This window comes from Flavobacterium plantiphilum, assembly GCF_046000495.1.
In the GTDB taxonomy this organism is placed as follows: Bacteria; Bacteroidota; Bacteroidia; order Flavobacteriales; family Flavobacteriaceae; genus Flavobacterium; species Flavobacterium plantiphilum.
This window is the reverse complement of the sequence record NZ_JBELQA010000009.1, coordinates 115,496-133,938: the sequence shown is the minus strand read 5'-3', so window position 1 is coordinate 133,938 and position 18,443 is coordinate 115,496. Positions and strand designations below refer to the sequence as shown.

The 18,443-nt window shown below is 33.6% G+C and carries 18 protein-coding genes; 8 read left to right on the top strand and 10 right to left on the bottom strand.

Features of this window, described 5'->3' with window-relative positions; translation table 11 throughout:
- Positions 1-46 precede the first annotated feature (46 nt).
- Entirely contained in the window at positions 47-961 is a 915-nt protein-coding gene (locus ABS764_RS14865) for a TIGR01777 family oxidoreductase (RefSeq protein ID WP_408082581.1), read from the top strand.
- Here ABS764_RS14865 and ABS764_RS14860 read toward each other — a convergent pair whose 3' ends face one another.
- Complete coding sequence (locus ABS764_RS14860) at positions 962-1,504, bottom strand: YceI family protein (RefSeq protein WP_408082580.1); 543 nt, start codon at positions 1,502-1,504, stop codon at positions 962-964. It abuts the gene before it with no gap.
- Between the two features lie 141 nt (positions 1,505-1,645).
- Positions 1,646-3,016, bottom strand: a complete 1,371-nt coding sequence (rmuC, locus tag ABS764_RS14855) for a DNA recombination protein RmuC (protein WP_408082579.1) — start codon at positions 3,014-3,016, stop codon at positions 1,646-1,648.
- 151 nt (positions 3,017-3,167) lie between these two features.
- Here rmuC and ABS764_RS14850 point away from each other — a divergent pair, with 151 nt between their 5' ends.
- From ABS764_RS14850 to ABS764_RS14830, 5 genes are all read left to right on the top strand, one after another.
- On the top strand, positions 3,168-3,578 hold the full coding sequence (locus tag ABS764_RS14850) for a hypothetical protein (RefSeq protein ID WP_408082578.1): 411 nt from the start codon (positions 3,168-3,170) through the stop codon (positions 3,576-3,578).
- Positions 3,579-3,622: 44 nt separating this feature from the next.
- Positions 3,623-4,174, top strand: a complete 552-nt coding sequence (locus ABS764_RS14845; RefSeq protein ID WP_408082577.1) for an RNA polymerase sigma factor — start codon at positions 3,623-3,625, stop codon at positions 4,172-4,174.
- A 23-nt stretch (positions 4,175-4,197) separates the two neighbouring features.
- Positions 4,198-5,577, top strand: coding sequence for a hypothetical protein (locus ABS764_RS14840; RefSeq protein ID WP_408082576.1), 1,380 nt, complete (start codon positions 4,198-4,200; stop codon positions 5,575-5,577).
- 65 nt (positions 5,578-5,642) lie between these two features.
- Complete coding sequence (locus tag ABS764_RS14835) at positions 5,643-6,227, top strand: pseudouridine synthase (protein WP_408082575.1); 585 nt, start codon at positions 5,643-5,645, stop codon at positions 6,225-6,227.
- Between the two features lie 42 nt (positions 6,228-6,269).
- The gene (locus ABS764_RS14830) at positions 6,270-6,734 is read left to right on the top strand and encodes a tRNA (cytidine(34)-2'-O)-methyltransferase (RefSeq protein WP_408082574.1); all 465 of its coding nucleotides are present in this window, start codon (positions 6,270-6,272) and stop codon (positions 6,732-6,734) included.
- A gap of 57 nt (positions 6,735-6,791) precedes the next feature.
- Here ABS764_RS14830 and ABS764_RS14825 read toward each other — a convergent pair whose 3' ends face one another.
- From ABS764_RS14825 to truA, 3 genes are all read right to left on the bottom strand, one after another.
- Positions 6,792-7,577 (bottom strand): ABC transporter ATP-binding protein, encoded by a 786-nt coding sequence (locus ABS764_RS14825; protein ID WP_408082573.1) that lies wholly within the window; start codon positions 7,575-7,577, stop codon positions 6,792-6,794.
- A gap of 2 nt (positions 7,578-7,579) precedes the next feature.
- A complete protein-coding gene (locus tag ABS764_RS14820) occupies positions 7,580-9,334 on the bottom strand; it encodes an ABC transporter ATP-binding protein (RefSeq protein WP_408082572.1) in 1,755 nt (584 codons plus the stop codon).
- Positions 9,335-9,517: 183 nt separating this feature from the next.
- Positions 9,518-10,258, bottom strand: a complete 741-nt coding sequence (truA, locus tag ABS764_RS14815; protein WP_408082571.1) for a tRNA pseudouridine(38-40) synthase TruA — start codon at positions 10,256-10,258, stop codon at positions 9,518-9,520.
- A 255-nt stretch (positions 10,259-10,513) separates the two neighbouring features.
- On the opposite strand from truA, the gene ABS764_RS14810 reads away from it, so the two are divergent.
- On the top strand, positions 10,514-11,011 hold the full coding sequence (locus ABS764_RS14810; protein ID WP_408082570.1) for a metallophosphoesterase family protein: 498 nt from the start codon (positions 10,514-10,516) through the stop codon (positions 11,009-11,011).
- On the opposite strand, the gene ABS764_RS14805 is transcribed toward ABS764_RS14810, so the two are convergent.
- The 3 genes from ABS764_RS14805 to ABS764_RS14795 all read right to left on the bottom strand — a co-directional run bounded on the left by ABS764_RS14805 (position 11,012) and on the right by ABS764_RS14795 (position 13,907).
- Positions 11,012-12,709 carry a tetratricopeptide repeat-containing sensor histidine kinase gene (locus ABS764_RS14805; RefSeq protein ID WP_408082569.1) on the bottom strand — a complete coding sequence of 566 codons (1,698 nt, stop codon included), beginning with the start codon at positions 12,707-12,709 and terminating at the stop codon, positions 11,012-11,014.
- A gap of 18 nt (positions 12,710-12,727) precedes the next feature.
- Positions 12,728-13,390, bottom strand: a complete 663-nt coding sequence (locus ABS764_RS14800) for a response regulator (RefSeq protein WP_408082568.1) — start codon at positions 13,388-13,390, stop codon at positions 12,728-12,730.
- Between the two features lie 103 nt (positions 13,391-13,493).
- Entirely contained in the window at positions 13,494-13,907 is a 414-nt protein-coding gene (locus tag ABS764_RS14795) for a DUF4293 domain-containing protein (protein ID WP_408082567.1), read from the bottom strand.
- Between the two features lie 185 nt (positions 13,908-14,092).
- On the opposite strand from ABS764_RS14795, the gene rho reads away from it, so the two are divergent.
- Positions 14,093-15,877, top strand: a complete 1,785-nt coding sequence (gene rho, locus ABS764_RS14790) for a transcription termination factor Rho (protein ID WP_408082566.1) — start codon at positions 14,093-14,095, stop codon at positions 15,875-15,877.
- 119 nt (positions 15,878-15,996) lie between these two features.
- Here the strand turns inward: rho and ABS764_RS14785 are convergent, their stop codons facing one another.
- Together ABS764_RS14785 and ABS764_RS14780 are read right to left on the bottom strand one after the other, a co-directional pair.
- Complete coding sequence (locus ABS764_RS14785) at positions 15,997-17,256, bottom strand: RsmB/NOP family class I SAM-dependent RNA methyltransferase (protein ID WP_408082565.1); 1,260 nt, start codon at positions 17,254-17,256, stop codon at positions 15,997-15,999.
- Between the two features lie 187 nt (positions 17,257-17,443).
- The gene (locus tag ABS764_RS14780; RefSeq protein ID WP_408082564.1) at positions 17,444-18,331 is read right to left on the bottom strand and encodes a dienelactone hydrolase family protein; all 888 of its coding nucleotides are present in this window, start codon (positions 18,329-18,331) and stop codon (positions 17,444-17,446) included.
- Between the last annotated feature and the right edge of the window lie 112 nt (positions 18,332-18,443).

Sequence of the window (18,443 nt, the reverse complement as noted above, 5' to 3'; positions counted from 1 at the left end):
ACAAAATAAGTTTGTATCTTTGAAATAAACTGCAAAAAGTGATTTTATGAAAAAAAACATACTGATAAGCGGGGGAACCGGATTTGTTGGAAGGCATCTAACGAAATTGTTAGTTGCCAATGGCTTTTCGGTTTCTATCTTGAGCAGGACAAAAAAAGAAAATACCGAAACTATTTTTTACTATACATGGGATGTTGAAAAACAAACGATGGAAGAAGAGGCAGTTCAAAAAGCAGATTATATTATTCATTTAGCAGGTGCTAATATTGCTGGAAAACCCTGGACTAGTAAGCGTAAAAAAGAAATTGTAGCGAGCAGAGAACAAGCTGCAAAATTGCTGTATGTCACATTGGTAAAAATGAATAAACAAATAGAAGCTTTTGTTACCGCATCAGCAGTAGGAATTTATGGTGCTATGAACGGTCGGGCTATTTGCCATGAAGAAATGCAGCCTGCAAATGATTTCTTAGGATTGACATGCCAGAAATGGGAAGCAGCGGCTGATACTTTTGAGAAAGTAGGAATTAGAACTGTAAAAATCAGAACTGGTTTAGTAATGGGAGAAAATGATGGTTTTCTAAAAAAATTAGCTCCTGTTTTTAAATTTAAACTGGGAGCTGTTTTAGGTTCCGGAAAACAATACATGCCCTGGATTCATATTGATGATTTGTGCAGGATATATATAGAAGCCATACAAAATCCGGAAATGCGAGGAGCTTATAATGCGGCTGTTTCTGATGATACTACTAATGAGTCATTTTCAAGGGTTCTAGCAAAAGTGTATGGATATAAATTATGGTTGCCTAATGTCCCTTCCTTTTTGATCCGATTAGTTTTGGGCGAAATGTCTAAATTGCTTTTAACAGGGAGAAGAGTTTCCAATGCAAAAATCAGGACACTCGGTTTTGAATTCAGACATACCAATTTAGAAGCTACACTGAAAGATTGTTTGGCCGTATGATTATTGAAGTTCAGCATTGACTGATACATTTACATTTTTAGATATTTTGCTGCGTACTATAAAAGGAATGTCAATCTTAAAATCATCAGTGTTTAATGTAAAATCAGATTGAATGGCAATTTTATCTTTGTTTGTTTTATAAAGTGTTGCAGGCACTCTGATGTTCTTAGTTACACCATGAATGTTGATTTTTCCTTTAATGTAATATTCATTTGGAATGTCATTGATTTTTTGAAAAGAAAGTTTTTCAATTTGACCTTTAAAAATGGCTTTTGGATATTTTTTGCTTTCCATATAATTAGCGTTAAAATGATCCTGCATCAGACTTCTTTCAAATTGAAAATCCTGAATTAGCGTCACAAAAGTAATATTCCCGTTTTTAGTATTGAAAAACACATGAAGTTTATTGTTTTCTGCCGCTACTGCTTCATAAAAAGGAACTGAAGCCTCAAAAGTAATCCTGCCATTAGTTGTCATTTTCTTGTCCTGAGCAACTATTGGAAAACTTAAAAAAAATAAAAATAAGAGTACTATTTTTTTCATGGCAACTTCAATTTTTCTACTTAAAGTTAGAAAAAAAATGCCAAAAATCCTAATAAAAAGAAATGGAATATGCCTGAAATCAGTTCTTTTATTTCTCCTGAAAAAAGTAAAAAAACTTTTTCGCTTTAAGGCTGTAGCGGTTTAATCAATCAATTTATTGTCATCTTTTTGTGCCCGGGCCAGGATACTTTCCGGGAGTGCTTTTTTAGCTTTGGCTCCCATCTTTTTTAATTTTTCTACCCGTACGATCAGGTTTCCGCTGCCGTCCACCAGTTTGTTCATAGCTCCGCTATATTCGGTTTTTGTTTCGTCAATCTTTTTACCAATTTTAATCAAATCGGCTACAAAACCTTCAAATTTGTCATATAAAGCACCTGCCTGGCGCGCAATTTCAAAAGCATTTTCCTGTTGTTTCTGATTGGTCCACATACTGTCAATAGTACGTAAAGTGGCTAATAGTGTAGCCGGTGTAACAATTACAATGTTTTTTTCGAATGCCTTATTGTACATAGCGCTGTCTTCATTTAAGGCAATGGCAAAGGCGGGTTCGATAGGGATAAAAAGTAATACAAAATCAGGACTTTCTATCTGATATAAATCCTGATAACTTTTATTTCCTAATTGTTCTACATGTCGTTTGATGGAATTGACATGCTCTTTTAGATAAATAATTTTTAAAGCATCGTCTTCTTCATTGATGTATTTTTCATAAGCTGTCAGAGAAACTTTTGAATCCACAATCATCTTTTTTCCGTCAGGTAAATTAATCACCACATCAGGAAAAACACGATTTCCATCCTGAGAAGTAAAACTTTGTTGTACTTCGTATTCGCGTCCTTTTTCCAGTCCTGATTTCTCCAGCACACGTTCTAAAACGAGTTCGCCCCAGTTTCCCTGCATTTTACTGTCACCTTTTAAAGCTTTGGTCAAATTCAGGGTTTCTTTACTCATCTGAAGATTCATTTCCCGTAATCCCAGAATTTGTTGGCGTAAAGCCGCATGGTAATCGATACTTTCTTTATGGGTATCTTCGACTTTCTTTTCGAATAACTGAATTTTATCCTGTAATGGAGACAAGATGTTTTTCATGTTTTCTTTATTCTGCTCTGTAAACTTATTCGATTTTTCGTCTAAAATTTTATTAGCCAGATTTTCAAATTCTTTGGTGAATTTCTCCTGTAATTTTTCTACTTCGTCTTTTTGTTCTTTGTTTCTTTCCCAGAGATTATCAAAATCTACTTCTTTTTTTGAAAGCTGGATGGCCAGACTGTCTTTTTCGTTTCGAATAGTTTCTTTTTCCTGATTGCTGATTGCTAATTGTTTTTCAAACTGGATTTTCTCATTTGAAAGTTGTTCTCTCAATTGATTGATTTGTGAATTAAACGAAATTAATTTTTCTTCCAGACTTGTTTTTTCGGACAGAAAGCGAGCAGAAAACAGCAGTTTTCCAATAAAAATACCAATAGCAAGTGCAATAATAAATGACAATAAAAAGGGAAAAAGATCTGACATATAATAGTTTTACAGGTAAAGTAAGCAAAAATAAAGATTAATGATGATTCTGCCTCTTTTTTTATTCAAATCAGTATTACTTTTTTAAACTGTTTTAACGCAACCATTTATATACTTATCAATCTATTTATAACTAAACCGAATTCGTGTTATGAGAAAGCTAAGCATTTTGTTTTTGTCTGTTTTTATACTTTTTTTTGTCGTTTCAGGATGTAAAAATGAAGAAAACGAAACTCAAAATGTAACAGCTATTTACGGAACCTGGTATTGGAAACAATCCAGAGGAGGAATAAACGGAAAAGAGATAATAACTCCGCAGGGAACAGGAGTTGATAAGAAATTAGTTTTTAATACCAATAAAAAATTGACTGTTTTTACTAATGAGGTAGAAACAGGAAATTATACTTATACAATCACAAAGGGAAACAGTATCTTTGATGATAAAAAACATTATTTATTGACTTTTAATGATATGGCTTATGTAATTCAGTCACTTGATAATACGAATCTGAGTATTCAGGATAATTTTGCAGACGGGTATGTTTTGACATATACTAAGTGAATGTTTAATTTTGTTTCCGTTAAACTGTTTTAAGAGTTAATTTTTTGAAAGAACCATTAGACCATTATATCCGAAAATGTATCGAAAATGATAGAGGAGGACAACAGAAGATTTATCAGTTGTTTGCTCCTGTATTGTATGGTCTGTGTCTTAAATATATGAAGAATGAAGAGGATGCCAAAGATGTTTTTCAGGAAGCATTTGTGATTGCGTTTCAAAAAATGAGTCAATATAGGTTTGAAGGCAGTTTTGAAGGCTGGCTCAAACGGATTTTTATTAACAAGCTAATAGAAACTTTAAATAAGAGGAAAAGGGATGTTCTTTTTGTAGATGAAATGTATCAGGAAGATCTGGTCGATGATGAAGAGGATATAGTTTCTTTTTCACTTCCTCAGGAAAAATTATTAGAAATTATTCAGCAATTACCGGATCAGTACCGCTTAGTATTTAATCTGTATTTTTTTGAAAAAATGAAACATAAAGAAATTGCTGTTTTACTGAATATTTCAGAAGGAACTTCTAAATCTAATCTGAACAGGGCAAAAAGTAATTTACAAAAAAAAATAACAGCATTAATGGCTTCGAAAAATAGTTAAAAAAGAAGGCAACAAAAGATATTATGAAAAAAGATAACATAGAGAAACTATTTTCTTCACTGGAAGATTTTTCTAAAAATCCTCCGGATGATTTATGGATGGGGATTGAGGAAAAATTAGACCATCCTGATAAGAAAACAGCATTGCCTTATTGGTGGTTCGTTGCTGCAAGTTTAGTGATAGGTTTAGGACTTTTTATCACTTTTAATTCCGGCTCTAAAGACAATTTAATGACTAATCCTGTTAAGAACGGAGTCGTTAATCAGTTAAAATCCAGTGACAGCGAGGAAAAAGACAAGGTAAGTAATAAAGTGATTCCCAATAAAGGAAAACAAGAGAACATTATTAACAGTAAAATTTCAAATTCATTAGTTGAAAATGAAAATTCGGAAAAATCTTCGTCAGCAAATGAACCAACTGTTATAGTTAGAGAAAAAAATCAGCCATCTCATAACGACAAAACTGTTGTGATAACATCAAACAAAGATAATGTATCGTTTAAAGGTTCAGAAGAAAATAAAAATCAAATAAAAGACAACGGAATCGCTGAAAAAGGAAATCAAATTGCGGAATCAAATACAGCCAGTACAGAAAAAAAAGATGTTAAGATAAAAGATAATTTAGCTTCAACAAATTTGGAAGAAAATGCTCTGGCTGCTATTGCAAAAGGACAGGAAAATCAACAGAAAAAAGCAGTAATTGAAGATAGATGGTCGTTGCAGGTGTTTGCGGGAGTAAATAGTTCTCAGAATTTAAAAAACCAAAAAACATTAGGAAATACGATTGAATCCCAAAAAGGGCATAGTTACGGTGTAAAAACAAATTACAAACTCAATAGCCGGTGGGCGGTAAGTACGGGTTTGAAAATAAGTGAATTAGGGCAGCAGGTGGCCAATGTTTCCTATGTGAATCAGTCTGAAAATCTCCTTAATATATCTAAGGCACCTTTTGCTTCACCGCAGGAAAAAGGAGCAATTTCTACTAATTCTAATTATTTATTTATACCTAACAACAATGCTGAAAAAAATACAGCTTTAGCCAGTACTACTTTTTATCAAAAAGGAGATTTATCTCAAAAAGTACAGTATATAGAAATGCCAATGGAGATTTCGTATGCTCTTTTAAATAAAGGAAAAGCAAGAATCAACATGAATACCGGAGGGTTTATAGGTAAAATGATTTCCAATAAAGTATTGCTGGATAATAATCTGATTGGTGAAAATCAAGAAGTAAATGATGTGGTTTTTGGAACCGTTTTAAGCAGTACTTTACAGTATGAATTATTTAAAAAGACAAAAGTTTTTGTAGAACCGGGTATGAATTATTATACACAGCCAGTACAGAATCAGAATTTCAATCAGTTTCAGCTGATTTTAAATTTTGGATTGAATGTCTCTTTTTAAATCACTTCAAAAAGGAGTAAGACTGGGCTGATTTGTTTATTTTTGCGCTAAATTTTATTTAGCTCATGCCACATCAGCATTTTATTTTACATAAACCTTATGGCTATCTGAGTCAATTTATATATGAATTGAAACGGAAAAAGAAATTGTTGGGGGAATTACATGATTTTCCTGAGGGAACAATGGCTATTGGTCGTTTAGACGAAGATTCAGAAGGTTTATTATTACTCACAACTGATGGGAAAGTAAGTGAACAAATTCGTTCTAAGAAAGTCGATAAAGAATATTATGTTCAGGTAGACGGAATAATAACTCAGGAAGCTATTGAAGCACTTAAAAAAGGAGTTGAAATAGGTTTTAACGGGACTAAGTATATTACCAAACCCTGCGAAGCGCAATTCATAAAGGAAATTCCTAATTTTGGGGCCAGAGGAAAAAAAATCCGTGACGAGCGTCATGGACCCACTTCCTGGGCTTCGATAACGGTCAATGAAGGAAAGTTTCGTCAGGTGCGTAAAATGACTGCTGCTGTTGGATTTCCAACCTTACGTTTGGTTCGGGTTCGAATAGGAAATATTCATTTGAATGATTTACAATCAGGTGAAGTGATTGAAGTGGAGAATTTAAATAGCAATTTCAATGACATATAATGTCCAAGGACAATAAACAAATAACCGAATAAACAAATCATAATGCTCAACATTGTTTTAGTAGAACCTGAAATACCTAATAATACCGGAAATATTGGTCGTTTGTGTGTAGGAACCGAAAGTCGTTTGCATCTGATACATCCGTTTGGATTTGTTATTAATGATAAAAATTTAAAACGCTCGGGTTTGGATTATTGGGTACATCTTGACGTGACTGAATATCAGAATGTAAGTGAATGGCTGGAACAGATTCCTGATAAATCACGGGTTTTTCTTATGAGTTCTCATGCGGAGCAATCGTATTTAGAAACCGAATTTCAGGATGGTGACTGGTTGGTTTTTGGGAAAGAAAGTGTTGGTTTGAGTACGGAATTTTTAGCTTTGTTTGATAAAAAAAATCAATTAAAAATTCCCATGTCTCCTTTAATCAGGAGTTTTAATATTGCTAATTCGGTGGCTTTTGTAGTTGGAGAAGCTAAAAGGCAGATTGCAGGAAGAAGAATTTAGAATTTAGAAAATAGATTTTCTTAGTGAACTTAGTGAAAAACTTTGTGCTCTTTGCGGTTAAGAAATTACAAACTTTCCTTTCGTAGCATCAAAAACAATATGTTCATCTTTGAACAATGTATTAAAACTTCCTTTTGCAATAAAATTGCAAGGTTCATCCTGCATCACAGTTTCAGGAGTCATGATAATCATTTCGTCGCTTAATTGAATCGCCATATCAATATCATGAGTAGAAAATAAAATACATTTTTGAGTCTCCTGAGTGAGTTTTTTCAGAAGTTTAAATAATGCAACTTTATGTAATAAATCCAAATGTGTGGTAGGCTCATCTAAAATAATCAAAGGTGTGTCCTGTGCAAGAGCTCTTGCTACCAGAACTTTTTGTAATTGTCCGTCGCTGATTTCATAATGTTTTTTGGAAGCCAGATGTTCAATTTGGGTAAGTGCTAATGCCTGATTCACTTTTTCAGTATCTTCAGCTGTTAAGGTACCTATCCAGTTAGTGTACGGCTGCCTGCCCAGTGCGACCAATTCAAAAACCGTGAGATTACTAGGGGGTAATTTCTCAGTCAGAACAAGACTTAAGTTTTTGGCTAAAGCCAAAGCATTCATTTGGTGCACGTTTTTTTCGTTTAAAAAAACTGTTCCGGAAATTGTTTTTTGAATTCCGGTAATGGTGCGTAATAAAGTTGATTTTCCTACACCATTAGCACCAATAAGAGCAATGAGTTTCCCTTTTTCTAAGGTCAGGTCGATATCAGAAGCTATTATGGTTTGTTCTTTTTTATCCGAATAACCAATGCTTAAATTGCTTGCTTGTAATATGGTTTGAGATGGAATCATATTTATTGAGCCAGTGAAAACTGAGAATCATAAAGGTTTTTATAATAGCCCGATTCCTTGTTAATCAATTCCTGATGTGTGCCTTCTTCAACGATTAATCCTTTGTCCATAACGACAATTTTATCGGCATTAACAATGGTCGCTAATCGATGTGCAATCACAATCGAAGTTCTTCCCTTAGTAATTGTTTCGGTAGCACGCTGAATTAATTCTTCGGAATAAGTATCGATTGATGAGGTGGCTTCGTCTAAAATCAAAATGCTTGGATTGCTCACATAAGCTCTTAAAAAAGCAATCAGTTGGCGCTGTCCGGAAGAAAGCATTACCCCGCGTTCTTTTACGTCAAAATCATAATTATCGGGTAAACTCATGATAAAATTATGAACCCCAATTTCTTTTGCGGCAGCATAAACATCTTCACGGCTAATTTCAGGATTATTTAGCGTGATATTGTTGTAAATGGTATCCGCAAAAAGGAAAACGTCTTGCAATACAATCGCAATTTGTTTTCTTAGTGAACTCAAAGTATAGTTTTCTATATTATTATTATCAATACAAATCGTTCCGCTTTTTATTTCGTAGAAACGGTTTAATAAATTGATAATAGTAGATTTTCCGGCTCCGGTAGAACCTACAATAGCAATGGTTTCACCTGAATTTACCTTTAAATCAATACCTTTAATTACTTCTTCATCCTCAATATAACTGAAGTGAACATCTTTAAAAGTAATATTTCCATCAAAAACAGGTGCTTCAATTTTTCCGGTATCCTGGATTTGATCTTGGGTATCAATAATTTCAAAAACACGATTAGCAGCAATCATTCCCAGTTGCATCTCGTTGAATTTATCAGCAATCTGGCGTAAAGGGTTGAACAGCATTCCGATAAACATTGTATAGGAAAACAAATCTCCAAAAGTAGTGAAATTATCGCCATTCAGAATTTTAATTCCTCCGTAAAGCACAATAAATCCAAGTGTTAACGACGAAATTATATCGGCAATAGGGAAGAAGATGGAGTTATAAAGTATGGTTTTTATCCAGGCATTCTGATGTTTTTCGTTAATACCTTTGAATTTTTCCGATTCGATTTCTTCCCGGTTGAACAGTTGTACAATTTTCATTCCGGTAACACGTTCCTGCACAAAAGTATTCATGTTAGCAATTTGGGTACGTACTTCTTCAAAAGCAACCTGCATTTTGCGTTGGAAAATTCGGGTAATAAAAACTAAAATAGGCATAGCCACAATTACAATCCAGGTCAGTTTCCAGTTCATGTAAAACATAAAAATAAGTACAACAACCATTTTCATCAGGTCACTTATAATCATAAAAAGCCCCTGACTAAAAATTCGTGCAATGGATTCAATGTCAGAAACGGATCGGGTTACAAGTTGGCCAACAGGAACCAAATCAAAATATTTCATTCGGAAACTCAAAATGTGTCTGAACAGTTTAATCCGGATATCTTTTACAATATCCTGCCCCAGCCAGTTTGCCCAATACACAAAATAAAATTGGGAAAAAACCTCCAGTAAAAGTACAATTCCCATTAAACTGATGTATAGTAAAAGTCCGTTAGCGTCTTCGGTCTGGATGTAGCCATCTACTGTTTGTTTCAGTAAATACGGGCGTAAAGCCGCAAAAAGAGATAACGAAATGGCAAAAATAACGACGCCATTAAAACGCCATTGATACGGCTTTGTATATTGTAATATTCTTTTGAATAACCGGGTGTCGAATGCTTTTGCTTTCATTTTTTTTAAGCTGAATTAATATCAGTTTTCTTTAGGAGCTATTTCCTGCTGTTCATTACAATCTTGTTCGCCGAAACCCGGCTTCACAAGGATTTCCATTGCCATCAGGGCTAAGGAAATGGTATATTTTCAAAATTAGTCTTTAGTTCTTAGATTTTACTACTAAGGACTAGTAACTAATTACTAATCATCTATATATGGATATTCAATTTTAGTTAAATACAATCCGTGTGCCGGAACCGAAAATCCGGCTTTTTCTCTACTTTTACTTTCGATGATAGTGTTGAAATCGGCTAATGTTATTTTGTGTAAACCAATATTTACCAGAGTTCCCACTATAGAACGTACCATATTTCTCAAAAACCGATTGGCTGAAATGGTAAAAATCAATTTATTTCCTTCCTTTTTCCAATACGCTTCAAAAATAGTACAATCAAATGTATTTACATCTGTATTTACCTTTGAAAAACTTTGAAAATCAGTATGGTTGAGTAATAATTTGGCAGCTTTATTCATCAAATCAATATCTAACTCTTGGTGAAAGTACCAACTTTGCTCTTGTGAAAAAACATCTTTGTAACTATTGATATGGTATTCGTAAGTTCTTTTAGTTGCATCAAAACGTGCGTGCGCTTCACTGTCAACAGGGAAAATACTATAAATAACAATGTCTTTAGGAAGATAGGAATTGAGCTTGTGAATTAATTTTGGAATATCAAAATCAGCTTTAAAATCAAAATGAGCATACATTTCGCTGGCATGTACTCCTGTATCAGTACGTCCGGCTCCCATTAAACTGATATCCGAATGTAATAAAACGGAAAAAGCTTTGTTCAGCGTTTCCTGTACCGAAGCAGCATTAGGCTGAATTTGCCAACCATGATAAGCGGTTCCGTTGTAGGCTAATTTTATAAAATATCTCAAGTTTGTAATCTCAAAGTTTCAGAGTTTCAAAGGTACAAAAAAGTAGTTAAGGTAGCGAGTTGCCCGGCTGCTAAGTTTTTGTTAATGCCTGATGACACATTTGAACAGGGTGTTTGGATTTAAAAAGTTTTCGCCACAAATTATACAAGCCCAGCTTTTTTTAAAACGAACATTCTGGAGTTGAAATGGCAAGCAGTTTTGGTGCTTTAGAAAACTTAGTATCTTAGCGCACTAAAATATCAGATATAAAAATAAATGAAAAAAATCCTTTTACTTTCTGACACGCACAGTTATATGGACGATGCTATTTTGAAATATGTGCACCAAGCTGATGAGGTATGGCATGCCGGAGATATTGGTGATTTGAAAGTAACTGATACTTTAAAAAAAATAAAACCCTTGCGTGCTGTTTACGGAAATATCGATGATGCTCAGGCACGTTTGGAATTTCCGTTGCACAACCGGTTTATGTGTGAAGAAGTTTCAGTATGGATTACCCATATTGGCGGATATCCGGGGAAATACAATCCGAATATAAAAGCTGAAATGGCAGCTAATCCTCCTCAATTATTCATTTGCGGACATTCGCATATTTTAAAAGTGATGTTCGATAAAAAACATAATCTCTTACATATGAATCCCGGCGCTTGCGGGAAAAATGGATTTCATCAGGTTCGTACGATGCTGCGGTTTGTTATTGAAGGAGATAAAATTAAGGATTTGGAAATTATTGAACTGGGAAAAAGAGTCTGATTAAACAGCGTATTCGATGGGAACTATAATCTCAATTCGGGTTCCTTCTTTAGGTTTTGAAATGATTTTAAATTTTCCATTCATTGTGTTTATTCTGGCCTTAATCTGGTTTAGTCCAAAACCTTCAATAGTTTGAAATTGATTGATTTCAAAACCTTTACCATTATCGCTTACTACAATGCGCAATTGTGAATTTACTTCTTTTAAACTAAGCTTGGCTTTATTTGCTTCACTGTGTTTTATAATGTTGTTTAATAATTCACTGATTATGAAATACATTCTCATTTCGTAATCCTCATTGTAGCGTGTTTCATTAGACACACTACTGGAATATTCAAAATGAATAGTAGAATTGGAATTCATTTCACATAAATCATTCAGAGCAAAAAATAATCCAAAACGCGCTAACAACGAGGGTAAAAGTTGGTGTGATAAGTCACGTATTTTATAATGTGCCTGAATCAGAATGGCTTTAGTTTTTGTTATTTCTTCAGAGTTGTTTTTATTTTTTGTTGAAAAAACACTAAGATGTAAAGCTGCGGATGAAAGTAAAGCGCTGATGTTATCATGTAAGAAGGCAGCAATTTTTTTCCGTTCTATTTCTTGTCCATTTATAGAAGCAGTAATTATATTTTCCTGGATTTTACTTTCAATATTTTTGAGTTTATTTTTTTGTTTTAATTTATTGTTTTGGAAATATAAATAAAAGAAAACTATAATTAAAAGCAGTATTGATATAATCGTTATACTGTACAACTTATTTTTGGATTGTTTTTCCAGCAAAATTTGGTGTTGTGTTTTGTACTCGGTTTTGATATTGTCAATTTCTCGTTTGTATTCATCGATTTCGAGATTGATACCGGCAACATTTAGTTTTTTTAATTTATCTTCATTGTTAATTTTTGCGGTCAGTTCATTGTAAGCCTTAAGGTATTCATATGCTTCTTTAAAATGATTTGTTTTGAATAAAAATTTTGAATATTCCTGATAAGCAAATGATAAATCTGATTTTTCATTTCCTTCTTCTCCCAGTTTAATAGCGTGTTCAAAATAAAAGGTAGCTTTCTCTGTCTTATTTAAATGGGAATAATACATGCCGTTTAGCATTTTTAATGCTACGATTGTGGTTTCATCACTATGTTTTTTATGATATTTATTGATATAGTTAAGATAAGGAAGTCCTAAACTAAACTTATTAATATCAAAATAGGCCCAGGTAATATTCAGTTTTGTTAAAAAAATTTCTGAAGAGTCGGCAGATTTTATGCTGTATTCCAGTGATTCTTTGTAATGATAAATTCCTTTTGAATATTCTTTTTTGTCAAAACAATAAATATTCCCTAAGTTGTTGTGTATCCAGTTTTTCAGGTGGTTATTGTTAGTCTTATTGGCATAAACAAGTCCTTTTTTATAATAGAACAGTGCTTTTTCATATTCTGCCAACTGATCAAAATTAGCAGCGATGGTATTATAAGAAAGTGCAATTAAGTTATTGTCCTTTAGTGAAATCGCTTTGCTTAAAGCATGACGCGAAAGAATTAATGATTTTTCATAATTCTCAGCTCTCATTAATCGGGTCGCTTCCTGAGTGAGTGCAGTAGTTTTAGTATGTAACGAATTTTCAGTTTGGGCATATACCAGATTCGTAACACTAATAAATAGTGCCAACAATAAATAGTAGATGCGTTGATAGTACATGCCGATATAAATTGAAATCTAAGATTTTATTAAATTATTTTTTAAAGCAAATTTGACTAAGCTAATAGTGTTTTTAGCCTGTAATTTTTTCATAATATTTTTGCGGTGCGTTTCTACAGTATTGGCACTAATGAATAACTGATCTGAAATTTCTTTTCCACTGAATTCTAACGCAATTAATGTAATAATTTCAATTTCTCTTGAGGTTAACTGATAATCAGGATTGAGATTACTTTTATTTAGTTTTGAGTTGTTTTTGGTAGCCGAAGAAAAAATTATTTCACGTACTCTGCTGCAAAAATATTCCTCATTATTACTTACAACTTCAATAGCTTCAACAATGTTTTCACCTGCACATTGTTTAGTCAGGTAGCCGCTGGCACCTAATTTCATGACTTCCTGAATTATTTTAATATCATCATAGGTTGACAGTACAATTACTTTGCAGGGAAATCCTTTTTTTGAAAATTCTTTTAATACTTCTATGCCGTCTTTTTCAGGCATGCTGATATCTAAAATTAATATATCGGTAGCGTTGTTGCTCACTTCTTCATAAAGGGTTGTTCCTTTTAAAGAATACCCTATGACCTGAAAGTTTGGGATAGCATTCAACAGCGTGCGCATGCCCACAATTAGTACCTGATGGTCGTCGGCGATATGAATTCGTATAGGGGTTTCCATAAAATGATTTCTAGTATCTTCAAATGTATAAAAAAAAGATCACAAAAAAACCCGAATTTTACATTCGGGTTTCCTTCGCACTAATAAATTAAAATTTATAGGTTTACCTCAATCGATCCACAGATTTTACAAGATCTTCATCCTTTTTGATTGCCTTGTTTGCTAAAACTAAAGCTACAATGGCTAAAATAGGTAGAAACATCCCAATACCTTTCTCAGAAACTTCAGGAGTTTCTCCAGATAAATTTAGTGAATGATATAAAAACAATCCTAATAAAATCAAATTTAATATGATATTCAATCTGCCCAGAACAAATTGATTTTGTCTTTTTTTATAGGATAAAATACTTAATAAAGATAGTGTAGTGCTTAATCCAAATAAAATTACATATAATTGATTTTGCATAAACAGAAATGATTTACCATCATTAAGTGTCCATAATGGAAAAATAAAAGGCAAAATACCCGTAACTACAAAAGCTATAAGTAAATATATGGTTTGAATTCGTTGTATCATTATCTCAATATTGTAGTACAAAAATATATTTTCTTTTCATAAAATACTATTGTATGATAAAATTTTATTCGTATTATTGCAATATAATACCGTAAGCACTTCATACTGCGGTGAATTCATAATAAAAAAAACACACCCAATCTTTTTTCAAGATTCCCCATTTTAATTAAATTCATAGAACATTCATGTTTGATATTTCGGCATTAAAGGAAATGAAGCTTTCTGAGCTTCAACAAATAGCTAAAGCTGCTAAAACAATAAAGTACAATGGTGTAAAAAAGGATGCCTTAATTACCAGTATTTTGGATTTTCAAAATTCTTTAGCAACAACTGCAACAGAAGAAACTGCTACTACTGTTACAGATGATAAGCCTAAAAGGCAACGGATTGCCCCCGCAAAGAAACCGGCAATTATAAAAAACAAAGCTAATGCAGCTGTGAAGAATGGAGTAGAAAATGAGGAAGGGGAATCAGCTCAGCCTGATGCGCCGGTTGCAGTGGAAGAAGCAGAAGTTGTAAATGAGCAAAAAGAAGGAACAGTACAAGAAACTGTTGCCGGAAGAGCTAAAGCCGGAAAGTTCAATAAAGCAACTTATGAAAAGAAAATAGCTTTAAAAAAGGACAAGGAAAATCAGGATACAGTAAAACAAACCGAGGCGGAGAATGAAACAAGGTCTGAAGAAGTTTCAAATGATGCTACAGTTCAAACCCCTCAAAAGAAAATAAATCCACACGAGCGTAAACGAACTGACGAGGTAAATCAAAATAAATCAAATCAAAATCCAAACCAAAACCAGAATCAAAATCCTAATTTTAAAAATAAGAAGAATAATTTCAGAGATTCTGATTTTGAATTTGATGGTATTATTGAAAGTGAAGGCGTTCTGGAAATGATGCCTGATGGTTACGGATTTTTACGTTCATCCGATTATAATTATTTAGCTTCTCCGGATGATATTTATTTATCAACTTCACAAATTCGATTGTTTGGTCTAAAAACAGGAGATACTGTAAAAGGAGTGGTTAGACCTCCAAAAGAAGGAGAGAAATTTTTCCCTTTAGTTCGTGTACTGAAAATTAATGGACATGACCCGCAGGTTGTCAGAGACCGAATTTCATTTGAACATTTAACGCCTGTATTTCCATCAGAAAAATTCAAATTAGCCGAAAGAGACAGTTCTATTTCAACACGTATTATCGATTTGTTTTCACCAATAGGAAAAGGACAACGTGGTATGATTGTAGCCCAGCCTAAAACAGGTAAAACCATGTTGCTGAAAGAAATAGCGAATGCTATTGCCGCGAATCATCCTGAAGTATATCTTATTGTTTTACTGATTGACGAACGTCCGGAAGAGGTAACTGATATGCAGCGTTCTGTACGTGGTGAAGTTATTGCTTCTACTTTTGACAGAGAACCACAAGAGCATGTTAAGATTGCCAATATCGTTCTTGAAAAATCAAAACGTTTAGTAGAATGTGGACATGATGTAGTGATTCTTTTAGACTCCATTACGCGTTTAGCCAGAGCTTACAATACAGTTCAGCCAGCTTCAGGTAAAGTATTAAGTGGTGGTGTGGATGCTAATGCGTTGCAAAAGCCAAAACGATTCTTTGGAGCTGCCCGAAATGTTGAAAAAGGTGGTTCTTTAAGTATTATTGCAACTGCTTTAACAGAAACAGGTTCTAAAATGGATGAGGTTATTTTCGAAGAATTTAAAGGTACGGGTAATATGGAATTACAATTGGACAGAAAAATTGCCAATAAACGTATCTTCCCTGCAATTGATTTGACTTCTTCGAGTACACGTCGTGATGATTTATTATTGGACAAAGATACTTTGCAAAGAATGTGGATTATGAGAAAATATCTTTCAGATATGAATCCTGTGGAGGCAATGGAATTTATCAATGACCGTTTTAGAAAAACCAGAAATAACGAAGAGTTTTTGATTTCTATGAATGACTAATTCAGAGAAAAGAAAACAGAATAAAGAAGCTAGAAAACAGATAAAAAAATCCTCGTGTATGCGAGGATTTTTTTTTGAATTATGAAGAATCTAAGATTTAAACCCAAAATCTACATTCTTTATTCTGTTTTCTTTTCTCTGGCTTCTTTATTCTCTTTTACTGGATTTTCTTTACGTTCCATCAAAGCCATATAAAATCCGTCAAAACCGGATTCTGAAGCTAAGATTTTATGGTCTTTTATAAAGGTGAATTGTTTTCCAATTTCGGTAGTTAAAAAACGTTCAACTTGCTTTTGATTTTCTGAAGGTAAAATAGAACAAGTTGCATAAACCAATTTTCCACCTGGTTTTACAATTTTAGAGTAGCTTTCTAAAACTTCTGATTGTACTTTTCTAATGTTATCAATAAACTCAGGTTTGAGTTTCCATTTCGCATCAGGGTTTCTTTTTAAAACACCTAAACCGCTACAAGGAGCATCAATCAATACGCGATCTGCTTTTTCATGTAGTTTTTTGATCACTTTTGTAGTGTCTATAATGCGGTATTCGATGTTGAAGGCACCGTCACGTTTGGCTCTTAATTTTAATTGCTTTAATTTACTTTCATATAAATCCATTGCAATTAATTGGCCTTTATTTTCCATTAAGGCTGCCATGTGTAATGTTTTTCCACCAGCCCCGGCACAAGTGTCTACCACCCGCATTCCGGGCTTTACATCAAGAAAAGCAGCGACTAACTGGGAATTGGCGTCCTGAACTTCAAATAAACCCTGTTTAAAAGCATCAGTCATAAAAACATTTGCACGTTCTTTTAAAACCAAAGCATCTGGTTGGTCTTTTAAATATTCGGTTTCGATATCTAAATCCATCAAAGTAGCTCTAAGACTTTCTTTGTTGGTTTTTAGGGTGTTGGTTCGCAGGATAACTTTGGCAGGTTGGTTTTGCGCTGCGATTTCTTTAGCCCAAACTTTTTCGCCTAATTCTTTAACCCCTAATTCATCCATCCAGTCCGGAATCGATTCTTTAAGCGATCTTATTTTTGAAAGTTCGTCAAAACGGCCTTTAATTTTTCTCTCCGGAGTGCCTTCTAATTGGCGCCAGTCAGGTATTGGATAACCTCTTAAAACCGCCCAAACAGCAAACATTCTCCAAAGATTATCTCTGTCAAAAGGTTCTTTTACTTCGGCAATTTCAGCGTATAATCTTTTCCAGCGAACAATTTCGTAAATGGTTTCAGCAACAAATTTCCTGTCGGAGCTTCCCCAACGCTTGTCTTTTTTTAATGCTCTTGCTACTACTTTATCCGCATATTCTCCTTCGTTAAATATTGCATTTAGAGAATCGATAGTAGTATATACTAAGTTTCTGTGTAATCTCATTGTATTTATTTGAGCTGCAAAGGTACTATTAAATGATTTGAAATTAAATTAATACCATTTATTATTTCAAATTAGTAGATTAATTTCGATAGATTGGGAGAATTAAAAAATTACCGCAAATTCGCAAATTATTTAAGAATAACTATTCTATAAAATTTGCGAATTTGCGGTAAAAAGCAGGTGTATTTTATTTTAAATTTTCTTTAAAAAAATCAATGGTTCGTGCCCATGCTAATGTTGCTGCTTTTTCATCATATCTCGGTGTAGTGTTATTGTGAAATCCATGATTAACATTCGGGTAAATATGTGCGGTGTTTTCGACTTTATTCTGATTCAGTATGGTTTCGAAAGCTGGCCAGCCTGCATTGACTCTGGTGTCTAAACCTGCATATTGTAATAATAAAGGTGTTTTAATCTGTTCGGCTTCTTCGGCTGTAGGTTGTCCCCCGTAAAAAGGAACTGCCGCTTTTAAGCTTGGTATTCTAACAGCCATTAAATTTGCAATCCAGCCACCGAAACAAAAGCCCACGACGCCAATATTTCCATCGCAATCCTGATGATTTTTTAAATAATAATAAGCAGCAATAAAATCTTCGAGCATTTCATAACGGTCTCTTTTTTTCTGCATTTCCCTTCCTTCATCATCATTGCCGGGATAGCCACCTAACGGAGTCAGGGCATCCGGTGCCAAACTGATAAAACCATCCACAGCAGTGCGACGTCCTACATCTTCTATGTAGGGATTTAAACCCCGGTTTTCGTGAACCACGATTACTCCGGGTAATTTTTTATTTATTTTAGCCGGTTTAGAAAGTAAACCTTTGATTTTTCCTCCGCCTTTTGGTGATTCGTAAGTAATGTAATCCGAATCGATTCTGGGATCATCAGGCTGAATTGTGATTGAATTCACATAATCGGGTGTTATAAAACTCAATAATGACGGAAGTGTAATTGTACCAACAGCAAATACAGATAGTTTTTCTATAAACTGTCTTCTTTCGATTTTGTTATGAGCATAATCATCGTATAAGTCAAATATTTCCTGACTGATGTCTTCTTTGGTTATTTTCTTCATTTCTGTTGTGGTTGATTTAGAATAGTTTAAATATAAGTAATATTTTAATTACTCTTAAAACAAAAAAAGCTCCTGGATTAAGGGAAGCTTTTAGAAAAATAACCGTAAAGGC

Coding starts and splice junctions, on each gene's coding strand:
- ABS764_RS14865 (WP_408082581.1), top strand. CDS start 47: ATGAAAAAAAACATACTGATAAGCGGGGGAACCGGATTTGTTGGAAGG.
- ABS764_RS14860 (WP_408082580.1), bottom strand. CDS start 1,504: ATGAAAAAAATAGTACTCTTATTTTTATTTTTTTTAAGTTTTCCAATA.
- rmuC (WP_408082579.1), bottom strand. CDS start 3,016: ATGTCAGATCTTTTTCCCTTTTTATTGTCATTTATTATTGCACTTGCT.
- ABS764_RS14850 (WP_408082578.1), top strand. CDS start 3,168: ATGAGAAAGCTAAGCATTTTGTTTTTGTCTGTTTTTATACTTTTTTTT.
- ABS764_RS14840 (WP_408082576.1), top strand. CDS start 4,198: ATGAAAAAAGATAACATAGAGAAACTATTTTCTTCACTGGAAGATTTT.
- ABS764_RS14835 (WP_408082575.1), top strand. CDS start 5,643: ATGCCACATCAGCATTTTATTTTACATAAACCTTATGGCTATCTGAGT.
- ABS764_RS14830 (WP_408082574.1), top strand. CDS start 6,270: ATGCTCAACATTGTTTTAGTAGAACCTGAAATACCTAATAATACCGGA.
- ABS764_RS14825 (WP_408082573.1), bottom strand. CDS start 7,577: ATGATTCCATCTCAAACCATATTACAAGCAAGCAATTTAAGCATTGGT.
- ABS764_RS14820 (WP_408082572.1), bottom strand. CDS start 9,334: ATGAAAGCAAAAGCATTCGACACCCGGTTATTCAAAAGAATATTACAA.
- ABS764_RS14810 (WP_408082570.1), top strand. CDS start 10,514: ATGAAAAAAATCCTTTTACTTTCTGACACGCACAGTTATATGGACGAT.
- ABS764_RS14805 (WP_408082569.1), bottom strand. CDS start 12,709: ATGTACTATCAACGCATCTACTATTTATTGTTGGCACTATTTATTAGT.
- ABS764_RS14800 (WP_408082568.1), bottom strand. CDS start 13,390: ATGGAAACCCCTATACGAATTCATATCGCCGACGACCATCAGGTACTA.
- ABS764_RS14795 (WP_408082567.1), bottom strand. CDS start 13,907: ATGATACAACGAATTCAAACCATATATTTACTTATAGCTTTTGTAGTT.
- rho (WP_408082566.1), top strand. CDS start 14,093: ATGTTTGATATTTCGGCATTAAAGGAAATGAAGCTTTCTGAGCTTCAA.
- ABS764_RS14785 (WP_408082565.1), bottom strand. CDS start 17,256: ATGAGATTACACAGAAACTTAGTATATACTACTATCGATTCTCTAAAT.
- ABS764_RS14780 (WP_408082564.1), bottom strand. CDS start 18,331: ATGAAGAAAATAACCAAAGAAGACATCAGTCAGGAAATATTTGACTTA.